We start from the raw sequence: 13,203 nt of genomic DNA, 5'->3' as shown, positions 1-13,203 counted from the left end.
CTTCCCGCTTTCCGCATGGATTTTTCGCAAAAGAATATTCTCGTTGTCGGTGCCTCCTCGGGCATCGGGCTGGCTACGGCCGAGCTACTCCACAAGCTGGGCGCCCACCTGTTCACGGCTTCTCGCCACCTGTCGCCGGAACTGGAAGCGCTGGGCACCACTTTCCTGCCCTTCGATGCCACCCAGCCCCTGCCCGCCGAGCTGCTGACGGCGCTGCCCGAAGTGCTGCACGGCGTGGTGTATTGCCCCGGCAGCATCAAGCTGCGCCCCTTCGAGCGGATTCCGCTGGACGATTTCCGCGCGGAGTTCGAGCTGAACGTAATGGGCGCCGTGCAGGTGTTGCAGGCCGTGATGAAGCGGCTGAAAAAGGCCGAAGGCGCGTCGGTGGTGCTGTTCAGCACGGTGGCGGCTACTACCGGCATGAGCTTCCACGCCAGCATTGCCACCGCCAAGGCCGGGCTCGAAGGCCTTACCCGCGCCCTGGCCGCCGAATACGCCGGCAGCAGCGTCCGCGTCAACGCCGTGGCCCCGTCGCTGACCGATACGCCCCTGGCGGCAGCGTTGCTCAACACGCCCGAGAAGCAGGAAGCCGGTGCCAAGCGCAGCCCCCTGCAACGCGTAGGCCAGCCCCTGGACCTGGCTTACATGGCCTCCTTCCTGCTTTCCGACCACAGCTCCTATATCACCGGCCAGATTATGCCGGTTGATGGCGGCATGGGACGGCTGAAGTAGGGGCTTGGTTTTTGGGGTCTTGGGGTCCTGGATTTTTCTGACTTTCAGCCTGGATGAGGCATAACCGGCTTAAGGACCTTGCTCCTGCCCCGCTGCCAGCCGTTTTCGCCACTCCACTTCAGACCTCAACAAAGCTTCTGCTTGTTCGTAGAGTTTTGAGCGGGAAAACAGGAAGGTTCTGCGCAAGCCCAGAATGACAGCCTTTCCCGCAACCAAGACCCCAAGACCCTAACCAACCAAGACCCCGAATGAAAATCGTCATCTTCTGGCACCGGCGCGACCTGCGTCAGCACGATAACGCGGGTCTGGCGGCGGCGCTGCAAAGCGGTTTGCCCGTAGTACCACTCTTCATCTACGACCGCGAGATTCTGGACTTACTGCCCAGCCGCAAGGATGCCCGCGTCACGTTCATCTATGACCAGGTGGAACGGCTGGGCGGGCTTACGGCCCAGGCAGGCGGCACTTTTCTGGCCTACTACGGCCGTCCTGAGGAGGTATTTGCGCAGCTGGCCCAGCGCTACGAGGTGGCCGCCGTGTATACCAACGAGGACTATGAGCCCTACGCGGCGGAGCGGGACGCGGCTATTGCGCAAGTGCTGCACGGGCGCGGCGCGGAGTTTCACGCTTTCAAGGACCAGGTGATTTTCGCTAAAGACGAGCTGCTGGGTAAGTCCGGCAAGCCGTCGAAGGTGTTTGGCGCCTACAGCAAAGCCTGGCTGAATGCCTTGCGCGACGAGCAGCTGGAGCCGTATCCATCCCGGGAATTCTTCCGGGCCGAAAACCTGCTGCCGCTGCCGGATGCTCCGGCCCGGCCGACGCTGGCCGAAATGGGCTTTGAGCGCTACGAGCAGTTTGTGCCCGCCGCCGAGCTGCCCGCCGCGGCCCTGGTGGAGAACTACCACAACACCCGCGACCAGCCCGGCCTGGTGAACAGCAGTACGCGCCGCTCGGTGCACCTGCGCTTCGGTACGCTGAGCGTGCGGGAGCTGATGCGGCAGGCCCGGGAGCTGAACCCCAAGCTGCTGGGGGAGCTGATCTGGCGCGACTACTTCATGATGCTGCTCTGGCATTTCCCTTTCACCGCCTCCGAAAGCTACGACCCCAGGCTGCGCCAGGTACCCTACCGCAACAACGAAGACGAATTCAACGCCTGGTGCGAGGGCCGCACCGGCTACCCGCTGGTCGACGCCGGAATGCGGGAGCTGAACCAGACCGGCTACATGCCCAACCGGGCCCGAATTGCGGCGGCCGGCTTTCTGGTCAAGCACCTGCTCATCGACTGGCGCTGGGGCGACGGGTACTTCGCCGACAAACTGCTCGACTACGACATGGCCAACAATGTGGGCAACTGGCAGTGGATGGCGGGCACCGGCGCCGTGGCCGCGCCCTGGTTCCGGGTGTACAGCCCCCAGAATCAGCTGGAAGCCTACGACCCGCAGCTGGCCTACGTGAAAAAGTGGGTACCCGAATTCGGCACCACCAGGTACGTCAAGCCGCTGGTCGACCACAAATTCGCCCGGCAGCGCGCCATCGACACCTTCCGCGCCGCCTACCGGGCGGCGGGAGAATGAGGGCTCCGAATAACGTCATTCCTAACAACGTCATACCTCGGCTGCGCTCGGTATGACGTTCTTTCGCTCTGCGTGACAGTCTAACCGGAAATACGCCCGAACTTAACCCGACAGATCCGCAACCTCAACCCAACCCACCGGTTATACCACTATGGAAAAAGAGCGCATCAAACAGGCTTACCTCAGCTACGTGCTGAATAAAAACACCCCGCCCGCGTCCGTCTTCAAGCTGACGCAGAAGCTGGGCCTTCCCGAGGCCGAATTCTACCGCCACTATGCCACCTTCGCCGCCATCGACCGCGAAATCTGGGGCGACTTCGGGCGCGATGCCCGGGAGCGGGCGGCGAAGGAGCCGGTGTGGGAAACGTACGGGGCCCGGGAAAAGCTGCTGGCCTTCTACTTCACCCTACTCGAAATTCTGAAGCAGAACCGCAGCTACGCGCTCTGGTCGCTGCGCAAGTATATGCCGCCGGTGCCGGGCCTCACACCCCGGGTGCTCGACGACTTCCGCCAGGACTTCGAGCACTTCGTGGCAGACCTGCTGCGTCAGGCCCGCCAGACCGAGGAGGTAGCCTCCCGACCGCTGGTACAAGACCAGTACCCACGCTTTTTCTGGGCCCAGGTGATGTTCGTGCTGGGCTTCTTCGCCAAGGATGATACGCTCAACTTTGAGCGCACCGATGCCGCCGTGGAAAAGGCCGTCACCCTCAGCTTCGACCTGGTAGGCCGCAACTCCCTGGATTCGGCCCTGGACTTCGCCCGCTTCCTGATTCGCCGCCGCTAATGCCGGACCTGTCTGATACGCCGGGCCGGGACCTGAATTCGGCCCCGGCTGATGACGCGGCGGAATCCCGCCAGCTCTCCTCCATTCCAACTACCAAGGTGGCGCGGGCGGCCCGCTTCGCCAAAACGGGGCTGAAGGTGGGCGCCAACTACGTGAAGCACTACGCCCGCCGCTCGGTAGGCGCCGAAAGCAGCACCGACGACCTAAACCAGGCCAACGCGGCGGAGCTGTACGGTACGCTGAGCGAAATGAAAGGCTCGGTGCTGAAGGTGGCGCAGATGCTGGCCATGGAGAAAAACCTGCTGCCCGCTGCTTACGCCGACCAGTTTGCCAAGGCCCAGTACCAGACCCCGCCGCTGTCGGGCCCGCTGGTGGTCAAGGTTTTCCGGGATGCCTTCGGCCGCTCGCCCTACGAGCTTTTCGAAGAGTTTGACCTGAACGCACGCCAGGCTGCCAGCATCGGCCAGGTGCATTTTGCCCGCCAGAACGGCCAGCCGCTGGCCGTGAAGGTGCAGTATCCCGGCGTGGCCGACAGCATCCGCTCCGACATCCGGCTGGTGAAGCCCATTGCCCTGCGCGTGATGGGGCTCGATGAAGCTCAGGTGCGGCCCTACCTGGAGGAAGTGGAAACCCGGCTGCTGGAAGAAACCGATTACGCGCTGGAATTGCGGCGGGGCACCGAAATCGGGGCCCGCTGCGCCCACTTGCCCCACCTGGAGTTTGCCCGCTACTACCCCGAGCTTTCCTCCCCCCGCATCCTGACCATGGACTGGCTGGGCGGTCAGCACCTGAAGGAGTTTCTGCCGGCCAATCCCAGCCAGGAAATCCGCAACCAGCTGGGCCAGGCACTCTGGGACTTCTACGCCTTCCAGATGAACACGCTCCGGCAGGTGCACGCCGACCCTCACCCCGGCAACTTCCTGCTCCGGACCGAGCACGGCGGCACCGTGGGCGTGCTGGACTTTGGCTGCGTGAAGGAAATTCCGGCCGACGTGTACACGCTGTTCACATCCCTGCTCACGGCCGAAACCCTGGCCGACGAAACCCGCCTAGCCGCGCTGCTGACCGAGGCCGGCATCCTGCGCCCTGAGGATACGCCCGCCCGCCGCGCCTTTTACCTCAGCACCATGCAGGCCTCGCTGGAGCTGGTGGGGCGCCCCTTCCGCCAGCCTACCTTCGACTTCGGCGACCCCGCGTACATGACGGCGCTCTACGCCCTCGGCGACGACCTGATGCAGCAGCCCGAGCTGCGCCAGCAGCGGGAGCCGCGCGGGTCGGAGCACTTCATCTACCTGAACCGGACGTACGTGGGTTTGTATGCTTTGCTGACCGAGCTGCGGGCCGTGGTGCAGACCGGAGCCGCGTGAGTTTTGGTTTTGCCAAACTATTCCGGTAGGCTTGAGTTGTATTTGCCGACCGGTGGCGCATTTATGTAGCTACATCAAATGAGCTACTGGTCGGCATTCCCACTCTTCACCATTTTTTCATCTTATGAAAAAGATCTGGACCCTTTGCGCCGCGCTGCTGAGCGTGGCCACAATGGCTTCGGCGCAGAGCAAAATAAGCTGCTGTACCCGGCCTGCGGCCAATGCCACGGAAACCTTTGCGATGCTGGCTACCAACGAAGACTTTTCCGGCGGCCACGACTCGCCTCTGCCCTACGCCTACGAGGGTCAGGGTGAAATGATTGAGTTCAAAACCACCGATGGCCAGACCGGCAAAGGCTTTGAAATCAAGAGCAACGTGCGCTCCGACAAGTACCTGTTCATTATCCACGAGTGGTGGGGGCTGAATGACTACATCAAGAAGGAAGCCGCCACTTACGCCAACGAGTTGAAAGGCGTCAACATCATTGCCCTCGACCTCTACGACGGTCAGGTAGCCACTACCCCCGATGAAGCCGGCAAGCTGATGCAGGCCGTGAAAACCGAGCGGGCCGAGGCTATCATCAAAGGGGCCCTGCTGCACGCGGGACCCGGTGCCAAAGTTGCCTCCATCGGCTGGTGCTTTGGCGGCGGCTGGAGTCTGCAAACGGCGCTGCTGGCCGGCCCGAAAGCGGTGGGCAGCGTGGTGTACTACGGCATGCCCGAAAAGGACGTGGCCAAGCTCAAAACGCTGAATACCGACGTGCTGGGCATTTTTGCCACCCAGGACAAGTGGATCAACCCCGAGGTGGTGGCCCAGTTCCAGAAGGACATGGTTGCGGCCAAGGAGAAAGTGACCATCGTGAGCTACGATGCCGACCACGCTTTCGCCAACCCTTCAAATCCCAAATACAGCAAGGAATATTCGGCCAAAGCCCACGAGCTGGCGCTGGCTTACCTGCGCAAGAACTTCAAGCTGAAGTCGTAGCCCCGGCGGCCTGCTTGCAGGCGTTATCAGTTTGCAGAAAAGCCCGATTGCGGAAGCAGTCGGGCTTTTTCTGTGGCTTAATGCCCGAGACAATAGTTCGGGAAAGCTGATACATTTAGCTCACTGCTTTGGCACCGCCCTGCCGGAGCCGGCAGGCCTCATTGTCCCATAAAATCCCTCATTATGGCAACGCTCCCCGATCTGCTGACTGAATACGGTGAAAGCCACCATAACCCGACCAACAAGCTGGTGCACTGGGTGTGCGTGCCGCTGATTATGTTTTCCCTGCTGGGTCTGCTGTGGTCGGTACCAATGCCGAAGGCCGTGCAACAGCTGAGTCCCTGGCTGAATCTGGCCACCCTCGTTATGGGGCTGGCAGTGATGTATTACCTGCGCCTGTCGGTGCGGCTGTCCATCGGCATGGTGCTGGTGTGGGCACTGATGGCTGGCGCCCTGCGGCTGGTAGAAGCCGGGGCCGCCCTGCCGCTGTGGACCGTGTGCGTCCTGATTTTTGTGCTGGCCTGGATCGGGCAGTTCTGGGGGCACAAGGTGGAAGGCAAAGAGCCCAGCTTTCTGAAAGACCTGCAGTTTCTGCTCATCGGTCCGCTGTGGCTGCTGCACTTCGTGTACCGGGCCCTGGGCTGGCGGTATTAGGTGAAGTGGTGAAAGGTGAAGTGGTGAAAAAGCGTTTGTCATCCTTCACCTTTCACCACTTCACCATCTCACCGCACCGGCTCCAGCTCCCAACCGGTCGAGAGCAAAGCGGCCAGCTCGGCTACGCTTTCGGTGAGCTGCTCCCAGCTGTTGAGCACGAAATACTGATCCTGCAGGTGCTGCTCGCTGTAGGGCGTGTGCAGCACGGTGGCCAGATCGAAGGGCTGCCGCCGGGGGATGTCGCCGAGGCAATGGTGGATTTCGCCCGACGAGGAGAGCAGGCCGGCCCCGTACATCCGGGCCTCGCCCCGCTCCAGCACCAGTCCGAACTGCACGGTGAAGCCATAGAGCCGCTCCAGCCGGGCCAGCGCCGGCGCATCGTGCAGATGCTGGGCGGCTACGTGGCCCAGAAAGTGCAGGAAATCGGCGAAGGCGCGGTCCATCAATAGCGGTACGTGGCCAAATACGCCGTGAAACAGGTCGGGCTCCTCAATGAAGTCGAATTGCTGCATGGAGCGAATCCAGACCGTGGCGGGGAACCTGCGCTGGGCCAGCAGGCCGAAGAAATCGGCGTCGTTGAGCATGCCACGCACGGGCTCCAGCTGCCAGCCGGTGGCCTGGTGCAGCCGCTGGCTGACTTCGGCGAAGTCGGGGATAGCGCCGCGGTGCAACCCCACTTTGGCCAGGCCCTGCCCGAAGGCCGTGGCGGCGCGCTTGTGCAGCAGCGCCGTCTGGCGGTCGAACAGTACTTTCCAGACCAGCTGATCCTGGGTAGTGTAGCGGGCGTAGTCTTGCTGTAGCATGGCAGAGGCATAAAAAAGCCCGGCTCCTGGAAGGAGTCGGGCTTTCGTGTGATTTCAGAGTTTGGGTAGCATGACTACTTACTTTCCGGAATGGCAACGCCGCCCGACTTCGTCCCGCACGGGACGAATATTGGTTAGGCAGAAGCGTTTCGCGGACTGGTTCATCATGACAGGGGCAAATATAGAAAAGCATTAAGATAAGTTGTGTCCCGACCCGGTATATTTTTCGATCCGTAGCTAACCAGGGCTCAGCAAGAGGGTAACTAACACGTTTTCAGAACGAAGTCCCTACGCAAACGCCTGGCCCGTTAAAAAGCCGCCATTACGCAGGGCAGGATCTTCAAGGCTGAAAGCGGTACATATTCCGGACGATAAACGCCGGAGCTGCCGCGTGCTTCACTTCCTTGGCCGCGGAAAAAAGCCGGGGGCCAAGCGACACGGTACGCCGCAACAGACAAGTTTTACCGTCGGCGCGTCCCGGCCCTGCCAGCACTACTTTGCAGGGTCTGGTCCGGCAGCCGGGTTTTGCTTATCACCTGCATGGGCGTGCCATCCCAGACGATTTGGCGGCCGTCGGCGGAAAGCGGAGCTTGTCGTGGCCTTTCACCTGCCCGCCTTCCGCTTCCTGGCAGATAAAATCGAGCACCAGCTCCCGCGGCGCCGACTGCATCCCGTTCAGCTGCGTGGGCAGCGTCACCAGGCGTTGGCTACCGTAGTCGAGGTAGGTCAGGGAGCCACGCCACGGCTGCACGGCGGCCTTCAGCTCCTGCATGATGACGGCAGCGGGCAGCGGCATTGGTCTGGGCCGGGGCCACGCCCGCTGTTGGCAAAAGCAGCAGCAGAGCCCCATCGGCCCGGCGCGAGGACGGCGGGCGGGCACCAGACAGGAGCTTTTTCATCTCGGGCAGGGCCTAGGAACTACAGCTGGCCGTTGGGTTCGTAGCCCATGCTCAGCCGGGTGTCGCCGGAGATTTTCAAATCTACTTTTACCTGTTGCGTCGAGGGGTTCAGCAGCACCGCCGTGGAGCCGGCCATGAAGCGCAGCGTGCCCCGGGCCCCGGGCGCCAGCGTAGTTTTGCCGAAGATGCCGCCGTCCCGGGGCCGCTCCTTGATTTCGACGGACACCTTGCCCACGTTGTGCGCTTCTACCTTGAAGCTGCCAGGCTGCCCGCCGCCGAGCACGAACTGCTTGCCCGGCTCGATAACGAGGCCGGAGCGGATGCCGGCCCAGCAGGCAGTGGCTGCTACGAATACGGCGACGAGCGTCAGGAGCAGAAATACGGGACGGAAGGAGGATGAAGTACGCATGTCAGCAAGGGGTTGAAGTGGAACGATGTCCCAAAGAAACGGCCCCCTGTCCCCTGAAACGCCCCGATTTACAGCCTGGGACGTCCCAATACATAGTTTGGCACCTGCGCCCCTACCCTTCGCGCCCGGCCGCGCCGGGGGTAATGCCCCGCAGCTTTTTGAATACCCGGTTGAAGGTGGACTTCGAGTTGAAACCCGCTTCCAGCGCCACCGCCAGCAGGGTGTAGTGCCGGAATTTCGGGTCCCGCAGCCGCTGCTCGGCTTCCCGCACCCGGTACTCGTTGATGAAGTCGTTGAAATTCTGCCCGCAGCCGGCGTTGATGACGCGGGAAAGCCAGGACGTGTTGGTGCGCAGCTGGGCGGCCAGCTCACCCAGGGTCAGCTCGGGCGCAAGGTAGGGGCGCTCGGCTTCGAGGTGGCGCAGTAGGCGCGTGGTCCAGCGCGTCAGCTCGGCATCGGCTTCTGGCTGGGCCACTGCGGCCGGAATAGTCAGTTGTACTTCGACCGTGGCAGCGGATGCCGCCGTTACCCTGGTTTCGCAGGAGGGAGTTGGGACCAGCAGCGACGTTGGCAAAGCCGTAGAAATTGCGGCCGGATCCGGGAAGGCCGGAGCTGCGGGGGTGAAATCTGGCGCTGCGGGGGCGGGCTGAAAACGCAGGCCGGCGAGGCGGTGGCCGGTGAGCAGACCGGCAATGCTCAGGTAATAGATCAGCAGGCCCGTGAACAGGTAGTCGTACCATTCTTCGTAGTAGCTCAGGGGGCTGACGAAGCTGCTGATCAGGCCAAAGGCCAGCGTGACGCCGGTGCCCGCCAGCACGGCCACCAGCACGTTGCGCAGCCACCGGAACCGGATCTGGTCGGTATCGGAGAAGTTGTCGTTGAGGTAGCGGGCGTAGGCGCGGTACTCGCGCAGGGTGCGCACGGCGTAGGCCAGCACCAGCACGTAGCCCAGCACATCGAGCCAGTAGCCGATGGGCTGAGTATCAATCCAGGCCAGCAGCGGGCCTTTCGTGCCGAAATGCGCGGGTAGCGGCCGGCCCCGCAGCCCATACCACCAGCCGATATCGTAGACGAACAGCAGCAGCCGCAGGCCCACGTATACCAGGGCCGGAGCGAAATGGCGCCAGTGCGGCCGGCCGAAGCGGAAGTCCTGGTTGGTGAGGCTGCGAAAGTAGAAATAGAGTGCCGGCCCCACCGCCAGCCAGTTGCTGAAGGGCCAGTAAAACATGAACGTGGTGCGGGCATCGTGCGAATCATACCAGCCGCCGAAGCCCAGCATCCACTGGGCCAGCCGCCCCGCGAACAGCAGCAGCAGCAGGGCCAGCCAGCCGTCGGCCGCCGCCGCTTCCCGCCCCCGCCGTGCCCAGAGTACCCCGCTCACCACCAGCCCCTGCACGAAAAACGGCAGCAGCAAGCCACTGTACAGGTTGAAGTCGAAGCCCATGCTGTAGGTAGTGGCTGGGTTAGGTTGATTTCCCGTCTGCATCGGTCATCCTGAGCGGAGCAGAGCCTGGGGCATTGCGGTGGCAAATAGGCAAGCTTTTTCGAAGCACAAAGCCCCTTACCGTGGTGGGGTAAAGGGCTTTGCTGGTTTCACTGGCATCAGCGTTTACAGGAGGAAGGTCCTTCACTAGGCTTCGCGCCGTGCAGGATGACAGCCCAAAAAAACGTAGTCCCATAAACGAAAAACCAGGCTATTCCAGCTCCTCGCGCAGGGCGTACACTTTGCGCAGGTTGCGGATCAGCCGCGCCGACTCCGCGAAGTTCAGGGTCTGGGCCCCATCGGAAGCCGCTTCTTCGGGCTTCTCGTGGGCTTCGTAGATGATGCCGTCGGCGCCGGCCATCACGCCGGCCAGGGCCATGGTCGATACGTACTCGCGGATGCCGATGCCGTGCGAGGGGTCCACGATGACGGGCAGGTGGGTTTTCTCCTTCAGAATGGGCACCGCGTTCAGGTCCAGGGTATTGCGCGAGGCCGTTTCGAACGTCCGGATGCCCCGCTCGCAGAGAATCAGCTTCTCGTTGCCGCCCGAAAACACGTACTCCGCCGACGAGAGCAGCTCCTCGATGGTGCCCGAGATGCCGCGCTTGATCATTACCGGCTTGTCTACGCCGCCCAGCGCGTCGAGCAGGTTGAAGTTCTGGGTGTTGCGGGCGCCCACCTGAAACACGTCCACGTAGTCGTGCATCTCCTCCACCTGCGACACCTGCATCACCTCGGTCACGATTTTAATGCCGCGGGCCCGGGCCATGCGGTGGAAATCCTTCAGGCCCTCCATGCCCAGCCCGCGAAATGCGTAGGGCGACGAGCGGGGCTTGAACACGCCCCCGCGCATGATGCGCACGTCGTTGTCGACCAGGTGCTGCATGATCAGCTCCATCTGCTTTTCGCTCTCGATGCTGCACGGCCCGGCGGCCAGCGTGAGGCTGCCCTCGCCGATGAGCACCCCGTCGCCGAGGTCGAGCACCGTGGGACGAACCCGCCACTTGCGGCTCACCAGCTTGTAGTCGTCCGACACGCGGTGAATGTCGAGGATGCCGGGCAGCTGGCCGATGGTGCGCAGGTCGATGTCAGCTTTGCCAATGGCCACCAGGTAGTGGGCGCGCTGGGTGGTGACTTCGGTGGCTTTATACTTGAGGTCCTGAATACGGGCCAGGATATCCGCCTTGGCGGCTTCGGAGATGGTGGGTTCGAGTTGGATGATCATGCTAGGAAGAGAAAATTCGTTTGTCATGCTGAGCTTGCCGAAGCATCTCGCGCGCTGATGTAGGATTAGTCATCAGACGACACCACGCGAGCTGCTTCGGCTGCGCTCAGCATGACGGTCTTTTAAACATTAGGCCAGCACTGAACATTAGGCCAGCACTGACTGCACGAAGCGGGTAGCGGCGGCCGGGGCATCCGCGGCTCCCTCCAGCGCCCGGATGAAGGCCGACCCGATGATAGCGCCTTCGGCATACTGGCAGGCGTGCTGAAATGAAGCTTTGTCGCCGATACCGAAGCCGATGAGGCGGGGGTTGCGCAGCTGCATGTCTTCGATGCGCTGGAAGTAGGCATCCTGCACGCCTTCGGCCTGAGTGTTGGCCCCACCCGTGGTGCCGGGGCCCGAAACCAGGTACAGAAACGAGTCCGTCAGCTCGTCGATGCGGCGGATGCGCGCCGGGGCGGTCTGGGGCGTAATGAGGAACACCGGGCGCAGGTTGTGGCGCCGGAAGATTTCCTGGTACTCAGCCACGTAGTCGTCCAGCGGCAGGTCGGGCAGAATCACGCCGTCGACACCCACGGCCGCGGCTTCGCGGCAGAAGTTTTCGACGCCGAACTGCATCACCGGGTTCAGGTAGCCCATCAGCAGAATCGGCGTGTCGGGCACCGACTCCCGGATACCCTGCAGCTGGTGGAACAGCACCCGCATATTCATGCCGTTGGCCAGCGCGGCGGTGCTGCTTTGCTGAATCACGGGGCCGTCGGCCAGCGGGTCAGAAAACGGCATGCCGATTTCGATCAGGTCGGCTCCGGCGGCGGACAGGGCCTGCAATACGGGCACGGTGGCGTCGAGCGTGGGGTAGCCGGCGGTAAAGTAGACGTTGAGCAGACCTTTCTTTTTTCGGTCGAAAGCTTCGTGGATTCGGTTGTTCATATCTTTTTCTTGTCTGTTATCCTGCGCTTGCGAAAAGCCTTATGGGATAAGCCCAAGCCGTTGTTGCGACTCGTTTTCAGGCAATAAGGTCCTTCGCAGGCTCAGAATGACAGATTTCAGTCTTACTTAATCTTATCGGCGTACTTCATGTAGGTATCCAGGTCCTTGTCGCCGCGGCCGGAGAGGTTGATGACGACCACCTCGTCGGGGCCGGCGCCCAGCTGGCCCAGGGCCGCCAGGGCGTGGGCGGTTTCCAGGGCCGGAATGATACCTTCGAGGCGGCTGCACTCGGCTACGGCCCGCAGCGCCGGCTCGTCTTCGATGCTGATAAACCGCGCCCGGCCCGAAGACCCCAAAAAGGCGTGCAGCGGTCCGATGCCGGGGTAGTCGAGGCCCGCCGACAGCGAGTAGGGCTCCGTAATCTGGCCGTCCTCGTCCTGCATCAGCAGGGTGCGGGCGCCGTGGATGATGCCGGGCTTGCCCAGTACCGAAGTAGCCGCCGAATGGCCCGAGTCGATGCCGTGGCCGGCCGCTTCCACGGCTACCAGCTGCACCGAGGGCTCGTCGAGGAAGTGGTAGAACGCGCCGGCGGCGTTGGAGCCGCCGCCCACGCAGGCCACCACGTAGTCGGGCAGCTCGGAGCCGGTTTTTTCCAGCAGCTGCTTGCGCATCTCCTCGCTGATGATGGACTGCAGGCGCGCCACCAGATCGGGGTACGGGTGCGGGCCCACCACCGAGCCGATGATGTAGTGGGTATCGACGGGGTTGCTGATCCAGTCGCGGATGGCCTCGTTGGTGGCGTCCTTCAGGGTCTGGCTGCCGCTGGTGGCGGGGCGCACTTCGGCGCCCAGCAGGCGCATGCGCTCCACGTTCGGGCGCTGCCGCTCCATATCCACCGAGCCCATGTACACGATGCACTCCATGCCCATCAGGGCGCAGACGGTGGCCGTGGCCACACCGTGCTGGCCGGCGCCGGTTTCGGCAATGATGCGCGTCTTACCCAGGCGGCGGGCCAGCAGAATCTGCCCTACAGTGTTGTTGACCTTGTGGGCCCCGGTGTGACAGAGGTCCTCACGCTTCAGGTAGATGCGCGTGTTGTACTTGGCCGACAGTCGCTTGGCCTCAAACAGCGGCGTGGGCCGCCCGACGTAGTCGCGCAGCAGTTGCTGGTACTCCCGCTGAAAGTCCGGGTCGGCCAGAATCTGGAGGTAGCTGTCCCGCAGCTGCTCCACGTTGGGGTAGAGCATTTCGGGAATGAAGGCGCCGCCGAACTCGCCGTAGTAGCCGCGGGCGTTGGGGGCGTAAGAGGCGGAAGTGCTGGTTAGAGAAGCCATAAAAAGAGTTTTTCAGAAGAAAGAAAA

General features: G+C 62.7%; 13 protein-coding genes. 6 read left to right on the top strand and 7 right to left on the bottom strand.

The window, feature by feature from the left end:
• The first annotated feature begins 15 nt into the window (after nucleotides 1-15).
• The 6 genes from ABD842_RS07195 (at nucleotide 16) to ABD842_RS07170 (ending at nucleotide 6,093) form a co-directional block, all read left to right on the top strand.
• On the top strand, nucleotides 16-732 hold the full coding sequence (locus tag ABD842_RS07195) for an SDR family NAD(P)-dependent oxidoreductase (RefSeq protein ID WP_345112054.1): 717 nt from the start codon (nucleotides 16-18) through the stop codon (nucleotides 730-732).
• Between the two features lie 248 nt (nucleotides 733-980).
• Nucleotides 981-2,303 carry a cryptochrome/photolyase family protein gene (locus tag ABD842_RS07190; RefSeq protein WP_345112051.1) on the top strand — a complete coding sequence of 441 codons (1,323 nt, stop codon included), beginning with the start codon at nucleotides 981-983 and terminating at the stop codon, nucleotides 2,301-2,303.
• A gap of 151 nt (nucleotides 2,304-2,454) precedes the next feature.
• Entirely contained in the window at nucleotides 2,455-3,087 is a 633-nt protein-coding gene (locus tag ABD842_RS07185; RefSeq protein WP_345112048.1) for a TetR family transcriptional regulator C-terminal domain-containing protein, read from the top strand.
• On the top strand, nucleotides 3,087-4,454 hold the full coding sequence (locus ABD842_RS07180; RefSeq protein WP_345112046.1) for an ABC1 kinase family protein: 1,368 nt from the start codon (nucleotides 3,087-3,089) through the stop codon (nucleotides 4,452-4,454). The genes ABD842_RS07185 and ABD842_RS07180 overlap by 1 nt, the downstream gene beginning before the upstream one ends.
• Nucleotides 4,455-4,578: 124 nt before the next feature.
• Nucleotides 4,579-5,439, top strand: a complete 861-nt coding sequence (locus ABD842_RS07175; RefSeq protein WP_345112044.1) for a dienelactone hydrolase family protein — start codon at nucleotides 4,579-4,581, stop codon at nucleotides 5,437-5,439.
• A 183-nt stretch (nucleotides 5,440-5,622) separates the two neighbouring features.
• A complete protein-coding gene (locus ABD842_RS07170; RefSeq protein ID WP_345112042.1) occupies nucleotides 5,623-6,093 on the top strand; it encodes an Mpo1 family 2-hydroxy fatty acid dioxygenase in 471 nt (156 codons plus the stop codon).
• Nucleotides 6,094-6,161: 68 nt separating this feature from the next.
• On the opposite strand, the gene ABD842_RS07165 is transcribed toward ABD842_RS07170, so the two are convergent.
• From ABD842_RS07165 to trpB, 7 genes are all read right to left on the bottom strand, one after another.
• Nucleotides 6,162-6,896 carry a phenylalanine 4-monooxygenase gene (locus ABD842_RS07165; protein ID WP_345112040.1) on the bottom strand — a complete coding sequence of 245 codons (735 nt, stop codon included), beginning with the start codon at nucleotides 6,894-6,896 and terminating at the stop codon, nucleotides 6,162-6,164.
• Nucleotides 6,897-7,428: 532 nt separating this feature from the next.
• Entirely contained in the window at nucleotides 7,429-7,692 is a 264-nt protein-coding gene (locus ABD842_RS07160; protein WP_345112037.1) for a hypothetical protein, read from the bottom strand.
• Between the two features lie 122 nt (nucleotides 7,693-7,814).
• A complete protein-coding gene (locus tag ABD842_RS07155; protein WP_345112034.1) occupies nucleotides 7,815-8,204 on the bottom strand; it encodes a hypothetical protein in 390 nt (129 codons plus the stop codon).
• A gap of 112 nt (nucleotides 8,205-8,316) precedes the next feature.
• Nucleotides 8,317-9,648: a helix-turn-helix domain-containing protein gene (locus ABD842_RS07150; RefSeq protein ID WP_345112031.1), complete on the bottom strand. Its 1,332-nt coding sequence runs from the start codon at nucleotides 9,646-9,648 to the stop codon at nucleotides 8,317-8,319.
• Between the two features lie 250 nt (nucleotides 9,649-9,898).
• Nucleotides 9,899-10,912, bottom strand: a complete 1,014-nt coding sequence (gene aroF, locus ABD842_RS07145; RefSeq protein WP_345112029.1) for a 3-deoxy-7-phosphoheptulonate synthase — start codon at nucleotides 10,910-10,912, stop codon at nucleotides 9,899-9,901.
• 147 nt (nucleotides 10,913-11,059) lie between these two features.
• Complete coding sequence (gene trpA / locus ABD842_RS07140; RefSeq protein ID WP_345112027.1) at nucleotides 11,060-11,842, bottom strand: tryptophan synthase subunit alpha; 783 nt, start codon at nucleotides 11,840-11,842, stop codon at nucleotides 11,060-11,062.
• A 122-nt stretch (nucleotides 11,843-11,964) separates the two neighbouring features.
• Entirely contained in the window at nucleotides 11,965-13,176 is a 1,212-nt protein-coding gene (gene trpB, locus ABD842_RS07135; RefSeq protein ID WP_345112025.1) for a tryptophan synthase subunit beta, read from the bottom strand.
• Between the last annotated feature and the right edge of the window lie 27 nt (nucleotides 13,177-13,203).

The sequence above is a fragment of the Hymenobacter algoricola genome, assembly GCF_039539525.1.
Lineage (GTDB): Bacteria > Bacteroidota > Bacteroidia > Cytophagales > Hymenobacteraceae > Hymenobacter > Hymenobacter algoricola.
The sequence above is the reverse complement of the archived record's forward strand: the minus strand, read 5'-3'. Positions and strand labels throughout refer to the sequence as shown.